Source organism: Mesorhizobium sp. M1A.F.Ca.IN.022.07.1.1 (assembly GCF_003997575.1).
Lineage (GTDB): Bacteria > Pseudomonadota > Alphaproteobacteria > Rhizobiales > Rhizobiaceae > Mesorhizobium.
Genome location: NZ_RZST01000123.1, coordinates 1 through 15,114, shown reverse-complemented (window position 1 = coordinate 15,114; position 15,114 = coordinate 1). Strand labels below are relative to the sequence as shown.

Sequence of the window (15,114 nt, the reverse complement as noted above, 5' to 3'; positions counted from 1 at the left end):
CGGCGGGGCAGGGCTCGCCGGGCTGATCCGCGCTGCCGGCGACAAGAAGATGCGCGGGGCTCTCGGCCTCGATGCCCAGTCGCGCGTGCTCATCATCAACTCCGAAGGCGCGACCGACCCCGGCCGCTATGCCGAGCTGGTCGGGATGGCGCCGGACGAGGTTGCGCTGGCGAGGCAGCCGGCATGAGCAATCTGACGATCAATGCCGACCGCCTGCTTGGCCGTATCGAGGAGCTCGGCAGCCTCGGTCGCGATACGCAGGGCCGGCTCGTCCGCGTCGCTGCCTCCGACATGGACAAGCTTGGCCGCGACCGCCTTGTCGGTTGGCTGGAAGAGGCAGGGCTCGACGTCGCCATCGATCGCATCGGCAACATCTTCGGCATCTGGCAGGGCGACGCCGATGCCGGCCAGGAACCGGTGATGCTCGGCTCGCACATCGACACGGTGATCGACGCCGGCATCTATGACGGCTGCTACGGCGTGCTTGCCGGCCTCGAAGCGATCGAGACCCTGAAGGAGGCAGGATTTGCGCCGGCGCGCCCGCTTGTTGTCGCCGCCTTCACCAATGAGGAGGGCGTGCGCTATTCGCCTGATATGATGGGCTCGCTGGTCTTTGCCGCCGGCCGGGATATCGAAGAGGCGCTGGCCTCGATCGGCACCGACGGCTCGGTGCTGGGCAGGGAGTTGGAGCGCATCGGTTATGCCGGCCGACATCAGCCCGGCTTCCTCAAGCCGCATGTCTATGTCGAGCTGCATGTCGAACAGGGACCGGTGCTGGAGCGCGAGGGCATCGCCATCGGCGCGGTCGAAAACCTGCAGGGCATTTCCTGGCAGCGCATAACGATCGACGGCGTGGCCAACCATGCCGGCACCACGCCGATGTCGATGCGCCAGGATGCCGGCGTCGCCGCCGCGCGGGTGATCAGCTTCCTCGCGGACCGAGCCAGCGCCTCGCCGACACCGACGGTCGCCACCGTCGGCACCATCGCTTTCGAGCCAAACGCGATCAACGTCATCCCGTCGCGGGCGATCTTCACCATCGACCTTCGCGATCCGAACGAAATGCATCTTCGCGAAGCCGAAGCGGCGCTCGCCGCCTTCCTCGACGACCTTGCCGCAAGCGCCGGCGTCACCATCCATGCCGAAAGCCTGGCGCGCTTCGAGCCGGTGACGTTCGATGCCGGCATCGTCTCGCTGATCGAGGATGGCGCCAGAGCCGCCGGCCTCTCCTGCCGGTGCATGACGTCGGGCGCGGGGCACGACGCGCAGATGATTGCCCGCATTGCGCCGTCCGCGATGATCTTCGTGCCGAGCCGGGGCGGCATCAGCCACAGCCCGGACGAGTTCACCGCCGCCGACGAACTGGTTGCGGGCGCCAATGTGCTGCTTGGCGTCGCCGCCCGGCTGGCAGCCGACTGATCGCGGAACCAAACGGTATGTTGTCGACGGCAGGTGCCGCCAAGGCGAAACACCACCAAAAATAGTCATCTCGAAACGTTGCGTGCCACCAAGGCGGGAATCCGGCGACATCTGATCGAAACAAACTTCAATCACTAGCCAGATTAGGGAGCGCGATTCTCGCGCGCGTCAAAAAAGTTCAGTGTATCGAAGAAAGAATAGCATGCTGCTCATCAACCAGCGCCCCGAACACAACCAGCCGCTGGTGCCGGCCGACGCCGAGGCCCTCGGCCTGGCGGGCGCCGACCGGGCCGAGCATTATCTCAGGGCTCGCGACGACCATGCCGAAACGCCTCTCTATGCCTTGCCGGCGCTCGCCAATGGCCTCGGCATCGCAGCACTGCATGTCAAGGACGAGGGCCAGCGTCTTGGCCTTGGCAGCTTCAAGGCGCTGGGCGGCGCCTATGCCGTCATGCGGCTGGTGCTGGAAGAGGCCGGCAAGCGCTTCGGTCGCGAAGTCGATATCTGCGAAATTAACGATCCGAAGCTGCGCGCTATCGCCGCCCAGATGACCTTCTGCTGCGCCACCGATGGCAACCACGGCCGATCGGTCGCGCAGGGGGCGGGCCTCGTCGGCGCGCGTTCGGTCATCTACGTCCATGCCGGCGTCAGCGCCGAGCGCGTGGCGGCCATCGCCCGCTTCGGCGCCGAGATCGTGCAGGTCGAGGGCGGTTATGATCAGGCGGTCCGCGAAGTCGCCCGGGTCGGCGCCGAGCGCGGCTGGAAGATCGTCTCCAACACCTCCTGGCGTGGCTACGAGCGCATTCCGGGGCTTGTCATGCAGGGCTACACGGTGATCGTGCGCGAGGCGCTGCGGCACATGGCCGAGCCGCCCACGCACGTCTTCCTGCAGGCCGGCGTCGGCGGTTTTGCGGCGGCGCTTGCGGGCTATATGGCAATTCTGCTCGGCGAGGGGCGGCCGAAGGCCGTGGTGGTCGAGCCGAGGCGCTCGGCTTGCGTCTACGCCTCGGTGGAGGCCGGCCGTCCCGTAACGATCGCTCCTCAGCGGTCGACGGTGATGGCGATGCTGGAATGCGCCGAGCCGTCCCTGATCGCCTGGCGGGTGCTGGCCCGCGTCGGCGACGCCTTCATGACCGTCGACGAAGACGACGCGGTCGCGGTGATGAACCGGCTGGCCCGGCCCTTGGGCAACGATCCGGCCATCGTTTCCGGCGAGAGCGGCGGCGCGGGGCTTGCCGGGCTGATCCGCGCAGCCGGAGACAAGGGCATGCGCGCGGCTCTCGGGCTCGATGCGACGTCGCGTGTCCTCGTCATCAATTCGGAAGGCGCGACCGACGCCGGCCGTTACACCGAGCTGGTCGGGGCGGTGCCGCGGGAGCTGGAGCTGCAGATCGCCTGAAGGATTTTCAGGAAAGCGGGCTTCCCCCCGGAATCGATGGAAACGAAGCGCAACTTCGGGAACACTCGCCTGGAACGAGCGCTGGGGAAAGAGAAGATGGCTGACCTCGACCAGCAGCAGCTGCATCGCGCGATGACGGCCTGGCGGCGCGACCTCCACGCCCACCCGGAATTCGGCTTCGAGGAAAAACGCACCGCCGCCTTCGTGGCGGAGAAGCTTCGCGCCTTCGGGCTCGAAGTCGCGGAAGGCATCGGCGGCACCGGCGTTGTCGGCACACTGGCCAGGGGCAGCGGCAATCGCGCGATTGCGCTGCGCGCCGACATGGATGCGCTGCGCATCGCCGAGCAAGGGACGCGAGCCTGGACCTCCCAGACGCCCGGCACCATGCATGCCTGCGGCCATGACGGCCACACCGCCATGCTGCTCGGCGCGGCGAAGCTGCTTGCGGAGGAAGGCGGCTTCGACGGCACGGTGCGGTTCATCTTCCAGCCGGCCGAGGAGTGGGGCAGAGGCGCGCTTGCGATGATCGAAGACGGGCTCATCGAACGCTTTCCCTTCGAGGAAATCTTCGGGCTGCACAATATGCCGGGCTTGCCCATCGGCCACTTCGAAACCCGGAGCGGTCCGATCATGTCGGCCGAGGACAATTTCGAGATCGTGCTGAAAGGCTTGGGCGGCCACGCCGCCAGGCCGCACGACGCTCGCGAGACGCTGATTGCCGCCTGCGCGCTGGTCGTCAACCTGCAGACCATCGTCTCGCGGCGCCTGAGCCCCGTCGATATCGGCGTCGTCTCGGTCACCGAGCTCATCACCGACGGCACCCGCAACGCGCTGCCCGGCCTCGCCCGCATCCTTGGCGACTGTCGCAGTTTCCGGCCCGAGGTGAGCGCGGCGATCGAGAAGGAGATGCGCCTCATCGCCGAAGGCACGGCGCAGGCCTATAACGTAGCGGCTGAGGTCACTTACACGCGCGAGTTCGTGCCCTTGATCAACGACGCGGCGCTGGTGAATGAGGCGCTTGCTGCGGCCCGAACGGTGCTGGCCGGCGATGCCGTCGGCATCGCCGCCGAGCCGATGACCGCCTCGGAGGATTTCGCCCGCTTCCTCACCGAAGTGCCCGGCTGTTTCGTCTTCCTCGGCAACGGCAATTCCGCCCCGCTGCACAACCCGGCCTACGATTTCAACGATGAAGGCCTGCTGCATGGCGCGCGTTTCCACGCGGCGGTGGTGCGGCGAAGGCTGGCGGCGGGGTAAGGGCGTCTGCGATTGGCGAAAGCGGCGGAGCTTCTGCTTCGTCATCCTCGAGCTTGACCCGAGGATCCATTCGATGACCTTTGGCGTAGAGTTCGGCAGCGCAGAATACTGTAGCTGTTGCAACGCTTTAGCGTAACGGCATGAATCCCAGGGTCTGCGCGCGTCGCTTCGCTCCTTGCTTCGCCCTCGGATGACGAAGCAGATGGGCCGCGATCCTTCGCGCCCCCCTGTTCTGCCGGACCTTTCCTCCAAAAAGCGGGGAGATTGGCAGCTTCACCCCAGTAACCCTTTTTTGTCAGCTTTCATGCACTATGCCCGAACGGGGACGGCAAGAACGAGGGCATGGCGGACGACACCAAACGCAACGGCGAATTCTGGGCGCTGGCGCTCGATCGCGCCCAGCTCGGCCTATGGGACTGGAATCTCCCGACGGGCGATTGCTACTATTCGCCGACCTGGTGGAAGATGCTGGGTTATGCCGAGGGCGAGCTCGATACCTCCGATCTGTGGCTGAAGCTCACTCATCCCGACGACTGCGAGCGAGCACTGGCGAGCGGCGACCGTTATATCGCTGGTGACACCGAGTCGATCGAGACGGAACTACGGCTGAAGCACAAGGACGGCCGCTGGGTCTGGGTGCTTGACCGCGGCGGCATCGTCGAGCGCGATGCCGAGGGCAAGCCGCTGCGCCTGATGGGCGTGCAGACCGATATCACCAGGCAGAAGGAGGCCGAGGCCGCGCTTGAGCAGGTCAATGTCCGCTTGCGGCTCGCGCTCGCCGCCAGCGGCACCGGCATCTGGCACTACGATATCGGCACCAACAAGAGCTATTGGGACCCGCGCACCAGGGAGATCTTCGGCCTGGTCAGCGATACCGACGAGGTGACGGCCGATCTCTGGCACACCTATCTCCACCCGGACGACAAGGAGGCCACCGAGCGCGCGCATCTGCCGCCGCCGGGCTCGAAAAGCGTGACCGCCACGCAATACCGTATCGTCCGGCGCGACGGCTCGGTCCGCCATGTCGAGTCGCTGGTGCGTTTGATCGCCGGCGCCGGCTCGGCCGGCCAGATCCTCGGCACGGTACGCGACATCACCGACGAGACGAAGCGCGCCGAGGAGCTCGCTTACGCCGCCCATCACGATGCGCTGACCGGGCTGTGGAACCGCTCGGCCTTCGACCGGCTGCTCGCCGAAAACATCGGCGCGGCGGACCGGCTGCCGCTTGCCGTCTTTTATGTCGACCTCGACTACTTCAAGGCGCTGAACGACTATGCCGGCCATGCCGCGGGCGATATCGCGCTGAAGAGCGTCGCCGGCGGCATCCGCGCCAGCCTGCCGCCTTCGGCGCACGCCGCGCGCCTCGGCGGCGACGAATTCGCGCTGCTGGTTCCGAACTGCAACGACGCTTGCGCCGAGCGGCTGGCGCGTGCCGTGCTCGCCGCGGTGCGCGACGCCGATCTCGGCTCCGCCGTGTCGTCCCGCAGGCTAGCCGCCAGCATCGGCATCGCCTTCGTGCGCGATCCCCGAACGACGGTAACCGATGCGCTCGCCTGCGCCGACGATGCCTGCTACGCCGCCAAAGCCGGCGGGCGCGACCGCTTCGCCGTGTTCTCGGCCGAAACAGCTTCCGGAGCCGGCGGCCTCAACGCAGCGCGGCTTGCCGCCGATTTGGTCGATGCCATGGAGGACAGCCGGTTGAAGCTGTTCGGCCAGGAGATCCATCGCCTCGGCAGGCCCTGGCAAGACAGCCGCCATGTCGAGGTGCTGGCGCGGCTTGAGGCGCGCAACGGCAAGCTGATCTTGCCGGGCGAGTTCATGCCGGTGGCCGAGCGCTTCGGGCTTGCCGCCCGGCTCGACCGCTGGATCATCCGCACGGCGCTGTCGCGCCATGGCAGGGCGATGCTCTCCGGCGCCGTCTCGCTCGGCTTCAACCTGTCGGCGCAGACGCTCTCCGATCCGCAGCTTTGGGATTTCGTCGACGCGGCGATCGCCGAGAACGGCGCGCCGCCGTCTGCAATCGGCTTCGAGATCACCGAGACCGCGGCTGTCACCAATTTCGACGCAGCGGAGGAATTCGTGCGCCGGGCAAGGCTGCGCCATTGCCGTGTCAGCCTCGACGATTTCGGCGCCGGCATGAGCTCGTTCGAATATCTGCGGCGCTTTCCTATCGATACGATCAAGATTGACGGCTCCTTCGTCCAGCACATCGCCGACAGCCGCTTCGACCGCGAGATCGTCTCGGCAATCGCCGGCATCGCCCGCTCGATGGGCTGCGCCGTCGTGGCCGAGAAGGTCGAGGGGAAAAGCGCGCTGGAGATCCTCGTCGGCATGGGCGTCGGCTATGGCCAAGGCTATTTCCTGCACCGGCCAGAGCCGCTGGAGGCGATCGTGGCGCGGGCCGCGGCTGAGAAGCCACAAGCCCGGGTGGGTGTCGCAAATTAAGCCACGGCTAAAATTGCGAGCACCCTCCGCGATTGCCGAGATCGAACAGCAGCTCGGCCTGGATCAGCTCGGCATTTTCGCCCGATACAATGGTCCCGCGATCATCGACCCGCAGGACCCCGACCCGCTGGACCGGCGCTGGAAAAGCATCTGGGCTGGATCGACGAGACCGCTTCGATCGCGTCTGGCGAAATTGGGGTCTACGGCAGTTGATGCGATGGAGAGCCAATCTCCTCCTTGGGGGAGATGCCCCGGCATGGCAGAGGGGGGCCGCCGGCGTTTACCCCATCACCCACCGCAATACCCCGGCCGAAGCCACGCCGATGACCACCGTCGGCAGCATCGACAGTCTTGTCGTCGCGAGCAATGTGATGGCGAGCGCCGCCAGATCGGCCGGATTCTTCGACACGAAGTCGGGCGCGATCACCGAGATCAGCACGCAGCCGGGCGCGGCTTCCATCACGGCGGTGGCGCGTGGGCTGAGCGTGCGGTTCCTGAGCACGACATAGCCGCCGATCCGCGTCAAATAGGTGACGCCGGCCATGGCAAGGATGGCGAGAACGGTCCAGGGCTCGATCATTTCTCACCTGCCAGAAGCCAGGCGGACACCAACCCGGACAGCGCGCCTGTCGCCACGTACCAGGCGCCCGGAACGACCAGATAAGTTGCCGCCGCCACCACTAGGCTGACAAGCCAGGGGCGCGCCGCGGCAAAACCCCTCCACATGCCGCGCAGCAGCACCAGGAACACTGCCGGGAAGGCCATGGCGAAGCCGTAGCGCTCGACGTTGCCAAGCACCGGCCCGAGCGCCGCTCCGCAGGTCGTGAAAATCACCCAGGCAAGATAGAAAGGAAGGGCAGTTCCCGCATAATAGGCGAGGCTGAAGGCTGGCCGCAGCCCGCCTGCCGCGCGGCGCTTCGCGTCGGCGAGCCCGAGCGCCCAGCTCTCGTCGCACATCAAGAACAGCGCGGGCAGCGCCTTGCGCTTGGGCAGGTGGCGCAGGAACGGCGCAAGTGCCGCGCCCATCAGGAAATGCCGGCTGTTGACCAGCAATGTGATGGCGGCGATCAACAGCACATGCGGCGGCGAGGTCCAGAGCTGGATGGCGGCAAATTCGGAGCCGCCGGCGAAGTTGAGGCCCGTCATCAACGGCACCTCGACGACGCTCAAGCCCTTCTGCGCCGCCTGCGCGCCCAGCACGAGTGCGTAGGGGACAATGCCAAGCAGAACCGGCGTCGAGGCGGCGGCGCCCCGCCGGAATTCGGCGCCGCGTGCTTCGGCGGGAGGGTGGCCCAGGGTTATCTCGGAAACGCTCATGGCTCTTCTTCGGCCAGCCTTGCGGGGCGGCCTTCTCCGGTTGCTCGATGGTCGGTTATCGCTGGCCACCATAGCCGAAATGCTCCGCAATCGGGTTGCGAAGATGCGCCGTTTCTGCCAAGGTCTGGCATTGGATAGCGAGAATTAAGCCAATATTGGAATCAGACGCCATGAAGCTGGATGAGATCGACAAGCGGATCCTGCGCGCCCTGCAGCGCGACGGGCGCATGGCCAACAACGATCTTGCGAGAGAGGTCGGCCTGTCGCCGTCACCCTGTCTCAGGCGCGTAAAATTGCTGGAGGAGGCTGGCGTCATCGACCGCTATGTCGCGGTGCTCAACCCGGCCAAGATCGGTCGCGGTCATACCTTCTTCACTCGCATCTGGCTGAAGCAGCAGGACGAGGACACGATCGAGCATTTCGCCAGGGAGGTGGCCAAGCTGCCCGAGGTGCTGGAATGCTATCTGATGCTGGGCGATTGCGACGCTATGGTGCGGGTTGTGGCGGCGGGCATCGAGGACTATCGCCGCTTCCAGTCCGAGCACTTAAGTCGCATCAAGGGGGTGCAGAACGTCAAGACCGACGTGCCCAGCCAGACGGTCAAGCAGACTTCGGAGATGCCGCTTTAGCTTTCCCTTTTCCGTTGAGGGGGAAGGTGGCCGCGAAGCGTCCGGATGCTGCTGGAAGGACCGCCGCGCGGCAATGAGGCGCCAGTTTCCCAGCGCCTCGTTTCGTTCTATCGTCTCGGATCCGCCGGTCTCCGGCAAGGGAGAAGGCGAACCCCCGCCAAGCTCCCGCCTAATGATGCGCGTGGTGCTCCGCGTTGCGTTTGCGCGTCGCCGCCGCCTTCTTGGCGGAAGCAGAACGCTCGGCCGCCGAGCGCGAGCTTGATGCTTGGCCGCCGGCCTTGCCGCCCTTATGCGCCGCCGGATGGCCGGTGTGCTTGCCGCGGCCCGAGCCGCCCGCCTTCTTGCCGCCGCCATCGTCCTTGTTGACGGTCGCCCAGGCCCGGCGCTCGGCTTCCTTCTCGGAGACGCCGCGCTTTTCGTAGCCCTCGGCGATATGGTCGGCCTTGCGCTCCTGCTTGTCGGTGTATTTCGATTTGTCTCCGCGTGGCATTTTTCTTCTCCTGTTGGGCTGAGAGGAGCCGCCCTACGGCTCCTTCTTCGTTTTGACCGCGTCGCCGAGATCGGACCGCTCGGGGTCCTGGTTGTTCTCGCCGGCCGCGTCGCGATCCTTGTCGGGATCGTCCTTGGCTGGCAGATAACCTCTCGGCCGATTGGCTTTCGGACCTTCCCAACGTGGCCATTGATCGGATGTGCCTGGACGTCCCGTACGGGGTGAGTTGCTCATCGTTGCCTCGCTTTCAGAGAGCCGGTCAGCCCTCGGCCTTCATGGTTCGTGCGATTTCAAGCAGCTTGTCGCGGTCATGCCCGTGCTCGCGGATCAGCTCGCGCGCCTGCTTCGGTGAAAGGTCGGTGTTCTCGGCCAGGAACCGCACGTCCGGATCGTCGCCGCCCTTGGTCGGCAGCCTTGCGTCTTGTGCCGTTCGGCCAGCGCCCGGGCGATGTGGAAGTTTGCTTTTATCCATCGTTTTCTCCTTCCGATAACCAACCCTTGGCGAAAGGACTGGTTCCTTCGCCGAGCTGGCGACCGCGATGAGGCAGGGCGCCTGAAACGGGCGGCTGCGGGGCTGGGGCTACGCCTTCTCGTTTTCGTGCCCGCGCTCGGCAGCTTCCTTCTTGCGGCGCAGCACTTCGTCGGTGCCGACGATGTCCTTCGCGCCACCGCTGATGGCGGTGGAGACGACCGCGGGCGGATCACTCGCCGGGAAACTGTCTTCGAGACCGGACTGCAATTGTTCTTCCAGCGTGTCCGGGTTCTCCGAGCGTCCTTGCGTGCGGCGGCCGTCGATCTGTTCCACATCCTGTTTGGCGTCGGGATGCTCGCGCACATTGCGCATCGTGGACACGACGAGTTCGATCGCGAACTCCTTCATTGCCTCGACGTCTCCCGTGACGACGTCCGCTTCTTCGATGACGCGGATGAGGGACGCCTCGACCTTGTCCATCTCGCTCTTGCCTTGGCAGCGCGCCAGCTTCTGGCTCAGGGCGGTGATGAGCAGCGGAGCGAAGGTCGAATAGGCCTGCATACGTGTCTCATCGACACGTTCGGGGTGAAGTGTGCGCACGGACATTGTTGCCTCCGTTCAAACGTCCTGCCGACGACCGAGCCGCCGGGGTTTCGGAGGAACCAAGGGGAGGGGAAGAAGTTCCAAATCGGATGTTCTGGGCGGCGTCCCGCGAAGGGATCGCGGGACGCCTGCTTAAAGCTCAGCGCTGGCCGCCCTTGCGGCCGGCTTCGGATGCACGTTCGCGGTCTTCGGCGAAGTTGCCGCTGCCGCCCCGGTGCTGACCTGAATCCTGCTGACGCATGTTGCGGTCCTCGGCCTGCTGCTGGCCGCGGCGCTGATCGTCGCGGTTCTTGTGGCTCTGCTGGCCTGCTTTGACGTGCTGTTGGTGAGTTCCGCCTTGATTAGGCATATCTGCAGCTCCGTTGTTGGGGATTGGTCTTCGGGGTTTGATTCAAGGAGGTTCGACCGCCTTGAGTAATGAGAACCGCTGCCCGCGATCGATGTTCCCCCACGAAATATTTCGTGAATCCTTTTAGCCCGACCATGCCGCAACAGCCTTGTCGTGCGTCGCCGGTCCGCGCGGGCGCCAGGGCCCGGGGCCACGGTCGGTATCTTTCCTACGACTGAAGTCGGAGTGGCTCGCGCATTGGGCCCTCGACGGCAACCAAAGCGGAGGCTTCGAGTTGGTAGCGGTCGTCGACGAAGTCCCCTTCATCGGCGCCGTTTTGGGTGCCCGCCGTTTCCGCGCAAATGGCGGGCATCCAATAGCATCCACAATCATTGGAACCAGGAAGTCGCGCGGCCGGCTTCGAAAGCGAGACGACGTTTTGACCTTTATTTCTGCCAAGCCCAATCTGCGAGAGCCCGAAAGCCTGCCCGCGAACGACAATCGCCTCTCCGTCCTCGCCGACACCTCGATTCTCCAATTCCTCAACGACGACGACGATGTCACCGACATCGCCAGGCGCGCCGAGCGCCTTGGCAATGCCGTGGTGATTGTGATGGCGCTTTGCCTGATCGTTGCGCCGGCGATCTACCTCACCCTGGCCTACGGCCTGTAGCCGGCAAAAAACTCGCCGAGCCTTGCGGCTGTCTCGGCCGGGGCTTCTTCGGGAAAGAAATGCCCGCCGGGCATCGTCCCGCCGCTGACCCCGCCGCTGACGTCGTCGGCCCACTCCCGCCACAGTGCCAGCGGATCGCCCTCTCGCGCGTACCATTCGGCGAGCGCGCCATGTCCGCTCCATAGCGCAAGCATCGGGCAGCCGATGCGCCGGCCGGCTTTGCGGTCGGCCTGGTCGTGCTCACGGTCGAGCGTCGCTGCCGCACGGTATTCCTCGCAGATGGCGTGCGCGTGGGCTGGATCGCGCAAGGCCTCGGCATAAGCCTGCCGGACCTCGGCGGGAAAGGCGGCAGGCGAGGAACCCCAGCCAGCCAGCGCGTTGTCAACGATCGCATCCGCGGCCGCCGTCATGATCGTCTCCGGCAGCGGCTCGGCTTGCGCCAAGAGCGACCAGGGCCAATAGCCCAGCGCCAGCCGGGCGTCGGCCCTGTCCCAGACATCGGCGGTGGGTACGATGTCGAGCACGGCAAGCTTCTCGATGCGGTCCGGGTGGTCCAGCGCCAGGCGATACGCAACGCGCCCACCGCGATCGTGGCCGGCAACCATGAAGCGGGCAAAGCCGAGCTTCGTCATCAGCGCCGCGAGGTCGGCAGCCATGGCGCGCTTGGCGTAGGGCGCATGATCCGGATCGGATGGCGGACAGGAGCTTTTGCCGTAGCCGCGCAAGTCGGCGCAGACGACGCTAAAGCGGTCGATCAGCTTCGGCGCCACGTCGCGCCACATCAGATGCGTTTCGGGGAAGCCGTGCAGCAGGAGCAGCGCCGGGCCGCTGCCGGCAGTCCGGATGAATGTCCGTGCCGCGCCCGTATCGACTTCCGCGCTTTCGAAACCGCCGAACATGCTTTGTACTCCACAGGCGGAACGGCCGCGGGCGGGATGGTTGCTCGGGCCGCGGCTTCTCTCGGCTGGCGCCTTCCGTGGTCAGCTCCAGGCGGATTTGACTGTAAGGGACGCCTCGAATATCTGGCCTCTCTTGTCGGTGCGCATTTTGATGGTGATCTTGAGGTTATCACTGTTCGGCATCTCGTCGCGCGCGACATCCTGCAAGATCCTGAGCGCCTCCTTTCGCGCGTTTTCTGGTGAGGAGAAGAGCTGCCCCTCGCTGTCCATTTGCGTGTGCACGGTGTTGTACAAATCGAAGTAGAAGCGTTCCATCCGCGAAAGCATCCGCCGCAACCTGGACGTTCAATCCCTGCGCGCGATCATGGTTCCAAAGGACCGTCTTGGCCGGGGACTGCTTTGCCGGCGGCCGGCGGTGTGGTGGTCCGCTGCAACCCGGCCCGGCTCTGCAACGTTAGGCCCTTGCAAAATCACAACGGGCGGCCGCGCATGCTGGAACCCCTTTATCTGAACCTGGGTCAGCACGATGCTCTCTCCGAAAGCGAGAAGGCGTTGCTGGCCAGCGCCACATCGGTGGAGAAGTATTTCGTCGCTGGCGAGGATCTCGTCGCCGAAGGATCAAGGCCGACTTTCAGCACCCTCATCGTCGACGGGATTGCCGCGCGCTACAAGGTGCTGGAGGACGGCGGCCGGCAGTTCACTGCGCTCCATGTTGCCGGCGATTTCGTCGATCTGCACGCTTTTCTCCTGAAGACCATGGACCATGGCATCGTCGCGCTGTCGCCCTGCCATATCATCGCTGCGGAGCACAGCAAGTTGCGGGAAATCACCGAAAAGGCCCCGCATTTGACGAGGCTGCTCTGGTTGGACACGCTGGTGGACGGCGCCATCCACCGGGAATGGATCGTGGCCATGGGACGCCGCTCCAAGACCGCGCATCTGGCGCATCTGATATGCGAACTCTTCGTCAGGCTGCAGGCCGTGAAGAAGACGCGGGTCATGAGCTTCAATCTGCCGCTTTCGCAGGCCGAACTCGCCGATGTGCTCGGTCTCTCCGTCGTCCATATGAATCGGGTCATCGGCACGTTGCGCCGCATGAACGTCATCAACTGGACCAACCACCTGATCGACATCCTCGACTGGAACCGCCTGGTCGCCATTGCGGAATTCGACCCGACCTATCTCAGCATGAGGAACGAGCCAAGGTGAGGACGCGTCAGCGCGGCGGCCCTTGGTCGTCGCCAGACCACAGCGCGTCGAGCATCGAGAGTGCCGCGCTCGGGTCGGCCGTCCTCAACAGGCCCTGCCGGGCGGCGGCCTGCTTGAAAGCGTCGAAGGCGACCGCCGGACGGCAGATGCCCGCCATGGCGTCGTCCACCAGCCGCGCCGCCGCCAAATAGTCGGGCGCTTCCTTGTTCCTCCAGGCTCCGTCCAAGGCCTTCCTTGCGTCGGCGATCGACGAAACCACCATTGAGCCGCCAGTGACGAAGCGGATGGTGAGCGGCAGGAATCTACTCATCCCCGGTCACCATCCAAGCCACTGTTGAGCCCGCCAGGCGAGGCCCGCGAAGGGCGCCGCGGTCACCGCCGCTGCCGCCAGAATGAAAAGATGATTGTTGGTCCGAAAGGGTCTCATCGTTGCCACCACATGTTTTTGGATCGTCATAACGAGGATGCCGGCGACCGGTTGCACAGGCAGGCGCTGAATAAGCGGCAAGCTAATTGCTCGCCGGCCGGCTGGGCGGCTGCGGGCGGTACGGCGGGCGCGGACGCGGCCTGAGCGGCACGCCGGCGCGCAAAGACTGGATCGGCCACGGACGCCGGGCACCCTGGCGCAGAAATGACCTGGACAGTGTGCCGATCAGATCTCGAATTTCCATGGGACTCTCCTCGTAGAGTCCCCCCAAGCTGCGAGCGACTAGCACTCCGGCAGCATTCGCGCATTTAACTTTGATGTACGTGCGCCACGCCCTGCCGAGACCGCAGCCTCTACCGAAAGCCAACCTTTTCGGCCGGCATGCGTTGTCTCTCCGATAGCGTTGTCTCTCGAGAAGAGGATGACGAATGCCCCGGTGCCCCACCGCCACCCGGTGGCAAACACGGCGAGCGGGGCCAGAGTCGACGTCGGCCTGCCAAGGCGAACGGCTCTCCCCGATCGTCGGCGGTTGCCGAATCCATAAGGAGGATCCAATGAAGAAAGCACTTCTTGGCTTCGCCATTGTCCTGATGTCGGGCCAAATGTCGGGAACGACTGCCGCGGCCCAGACCCAGCTGGAGAATCCGCAGATCGAGGATTGCCAGGTCAAACCGGACGCCAGCGCGACCCCTAATCAGACCGGCGAGCAGCCGAAAGCGCAGGCCCCGAAAGCGCAGGCCAATGATCAGTCCAACAACCTGACCGCCAGCCTGGCGCCTTGCGACGGTGTGCTGAAGCCTCCCCCCACGGGCGACAAGAACGCTACCGCTCCGCCGGCCGACACCAGCCAGATGCCGGTGATCAAGCCGGGCGAGGTCCCGCCGCAGCCGTCGAAGTAGAACGCATGATCGGTCTGGCGGGAAACTTTTCCCGCGCGGGCGAGTTACTGACTGTGCAGTTCCCGGATACCCGAACTGCTTCCCACAATTGCCGCCCCGGTTCTCCCATCCGGGGCGGTTTTTTGCCGGCGGCGGGCCCGGCACGGCCTGCCTCGGTGCCTTATCTTCTCGGCTCCGAAGCACGGAACCATCGGGCCCGCGCCGAATTGTCCTCAGCGGGCCGCGTCAGCCGGACCTGGTGGTAAAGAGAACAGGGTTTGGTTTCTCCGGCTTCACACCCTGGCCAACGAAAAGGCAGACGAGCTCTTGTCCCACCCGGCCCGCCCAACTCGGGCGTGGGCGCATGGCAAACAGCACAGATTTCAGCAAGAGCCCTAAGCCGCGCAAAGGCATGCCGAGCCCGCGTCTTGGCGAAAGCGAATTCAAGGCACGCTATCTGAGACAATTCTACGATCCGGCCTTTCAGCCGGAGGCGGATGCCATTGGCAGGCTGGCCGAGATCGCCTGGCAGGCCTACAGCGAAGAACGCAAGGCACCGATCACCAGAAAGGCGGGACAGGGCTTCCACGATCCGGACTATGATCTCTCCGTCGACTGGTTCGCCGCGCACGAAGCGGTCGAAGCGGCACAGCGCCGGTACGAGGACAAGAC

18 protein-coding genes and 2 pseudogenes are annotated in these 15,114 nt (G+C 65.3%); 10 read left to right on the top strand and 10 right to left on the bottom strand.

Going from position 1 to position 15,114, the window contains the following annotated elements; all coding sequences use genetic code 11:
- From EOA75_RS15855 to EOA75_RS15835, 5 genes and pseudogenes are all read left to right on the top strand, one after another.
- Positions 1-187 (top strand): annotated as a pseudogene (locus EOA75_RS15855) (diaminopropionate ammonia-lyase); the annotation flags it as partial.
- Positions 184-1,419 carry a Zn-dependent hydrolase gene (locus EOA75_RS15850; protein WP_127324626.1) on the top strand — a complete coding sequence of 412 codons (1,236 nt, stop codon included), beginning with the start codon at positions 184-186 and terminating at the stop codon, positions 1,417-1,419. The pseudogene EOA75_RS15855 and the gene EOA75_RS15850, both read left to right, overlap by 4 nt.
- Positions 1,420-1,621: 202 nt before the next feature.
- Entirely contained in the window at positions 1,622-2,818 is a 1,197-nt protein-coding gene (locus tag EOA75_RS15845) for a diaminopropionate ammonia-lyase (protein ID WP_127240857.1), read from the top strand.
- Positions 2,819-2,914: 96 nt separating this feature from the next.
- Positions 2,915-4,072, top strand: coding sequence for a M20 aminoacylase family protein (locus tag EOA75_RS15840; RefSeq protein WP_067322670.1), 1,158 nt, complete (start codon positions 2,915-2,917; stop codon positions 4,070-4,072).
- A gap of 342 nt (positions 4,073-4,414) precedes the next feature.
- Positions 4,415-6,517 (top strand): EAL domain-containing protein, encoded by a 2,103-nt coding sequence (locus tag EOA75_RS15835; RefSeq protein WP_127324625.1) that lies wholly within the window; start codon positions 4,415-4,417, stop codon positions 6,515-6,517.
- 280 nt (positions 6,518-6,797) lie between these two features.
- Here the strand turns inward: EOA75_RS15835 and EOA75_RS15830 are convergent, their stop codons facing one another.
- Both EOA75_RS15830 and EOA75_RS15825 read right to left on the bottom strand, forming a co-directional pair.
- Positions 6,798-7,097 carry an AzlD family protein gene (locus tag EOA75_RS15830; RefSeq protein ID WP_127324624.1) on the bottom strand — a complete coding sequence of 100 codons (300 nt, stop codon included), beginning with the start codon at positions 7,095-7,097 and terminating at the stop codon, positions 6,798-6,800.
- Complete coding sequence (locus EOA75_RS15825; RefSeq protein WP_127324623.1) at positions 7,094-7,834, bottom strand: AzlC family ABC transporter permease; 741 nt, start codon at positions 7,832-7,834, stop codon at positions 7,094-7,096. Before EOA75_RS15825 ends, EOA75_RS15830 begins: the two co-directional genes overlap by 4 nt.
- A 170-nt stretch (positions 7,835-8,004) precedes the next feature.
- On the opposite strand from EOA75_RS15825, the gene EOA75_RS15820 reads away from it, so the two are divergent.
- Complete coding sequence (locus EOA75_RS15820) at positions 8,005-8,463, top strand: Lrp/AsnC family transcriptional regulator (protein WP_095778267.1); 459 nt, start codon at positions 8,005-8,007, stop codon at positions 8,461-8,463.
- Between the two features lie 169 nt (positions 8,464-8,632).
- Here EOA75_RS15820 and EOA75_RS15815 read toward each other — a convergent pair whose 3' ends face one another.
- The 5 genes from EOA75_RS15815 to EOA75_RS35770 form a co-directional block, all read right to left on the bottom strand.
- On the bottom strand, positions 8,633-8,953 hold the full coding sequence (locus EOA75_RS15815; protein WP_127214958.1) for a plasmid stabilization protein: 321 nt from the start codon (positions 8,951-8,953) through the stop codon (positions 8,633-8,635).
- Between the two features lie 33 nt (positions 8,954-8,986).
- Positions 8,987-9,187, bottom strand: coding sequence for a hypothetical protein (locus EOA75_RS15810; protein WP_067322603.1), 201 nt, complete (start codon positions 9,185-9,187; stop codon positions 8,987-8,989).
- A 25-nt stretch (positions 9,188-9,212) separates the two neighbouring features.
- Positions 9,213-9,425: a hypothetical protein gene (locus EOA75_RS15805; RefSeq protein WP_066998409.1), complete on the bottom strand. Its 213-nt coding sequence runs from the start codon at positions 9,423-9,425 to the stop codon at positions 9,213-9,215.
- 108 nt (positions 9,426-9,533) lie between these two features.
- The gene (locus tag EOA75_RS15800; RefSeq protein WP_082953797.1) at positions 9,534-9,986 is read right to left on the bottom strand and encodes a hypothetical protein; all 453 of its coding nucleotides are present in this window, start codon (positions 9,984-9,986) and stop codon (positions 9,534-9,536) included.
- 181 nt (positions 9,987-10,167) lie between these two features.
- Positions 10,168-10,377, bottom strand: a complete 210-nt coding sequence (locus tag EOA75_RS35770; protein ID WP_066998404.1) for a KGG domain-containing protein — start codon at positions 10,375-10,377, stop codon at positions 10,168-10,170.
- A 418-nt stretch (positions 10,378-10,795) separates the two neighbouring features.
- On the opposite strand from EOA75_RS35770, the gene EOA75_RS15790 reads away from it, so the two are divergent.
- Complete coding sequence (locus tag EOA75_RS15790; RefSeq protein WP_067322613.1) at positions 10,796-11,029, top strand: hypothetical protein; 234 nt, start codon at positions 10,796-10,798, stop codon at positions 11,027-11,029.
- Here the strand turns inward: EOA75_RS15790 and EOA75_RS15785 are convergent.
- Together EOA75_RS15785 and EOA75_RS15780 are read right to left on the bottom strand one after the other, a co-directional pair.
- Positions 11,017-11,928: an alpha/beta hydrolase gene (locus EOA75_RS15785; protein ID WP_127324622.1), complete on the bottom strand. Its 912-nt coding sequence runs from the start codon at positions 11,926-11,928 to the stop codon at positions 11,017-11,019. The two genes, EOA75_RS15790 and EOA75_RS15785, sit on opposite strands and share 13 nt — an antisense overlap.
- 81 nt (positions 11,929-12,009) lie before the next feature.
- On the bottom strand, positions 12,010-12,243 hold the full coding sequence (locus EOA75_RS15780) for a hypothetical protein (protein ID WP_095784272.1): 234 nt from the start codon (positions 12,241-12,243) through the stop codon (positions 12,010-12,012).
- Positions 12,244-12,417: 174 nt separating this feature from the next.
- Between EOA75_RS15780 and EOA75_RS15775 the strand changes: the two genes are divergently transcribed.
- Entirely contained in the window at positions 12,418-13,137 is a 720-nt protein-coding gene (locus EOA75_RS15775; protein ID WP_066998395.1) for a Crp/Fnr family transcriptional regulator, read from the top strand.
- A 7-nt stretch (positions 13,138-13,144) separates the two neighbouring features.
- Here the strand turns inward: EOA75_RS15775 and EOA75_RS15770 are convergent, their stop codons facing one another.
- Positions 13,145-13,447: a DUF982 domain-containing protein gene (locus EOA75_RS15770; protein WP_127324621.1), complete on the bottom strand. Its 303-nt coding sequence runs from the start codon at positions 13,445-13,447 to the stop codon at positions 13,145-13,147.
- A gap of 671 nt (positions 13,448-14,118) precedes the next feature.
- On the opposite strand from EOA75_RS15770, the gene EOA75_RS15765 reads away from it, so the two are divergent.
- Complete coding sequence (locus tag EOA75_RS15765; RefSeq protein WP_067322626.1) at positions 14,119-14,463, top strand: hypothetical protein; 345 nt, start codon at positions 14,119-14,121, stop codon at positions 14,461-14,463.
- A 343-nt stretch (positions 14,464-14,806) separates the two neighbouring features.
- Positions 14,807-15,114 (top strand): annotated as a pseudogene (locus tag EOA75_RS15760) (NADPH-dependent FMN reductase); the annotation flags it as partial.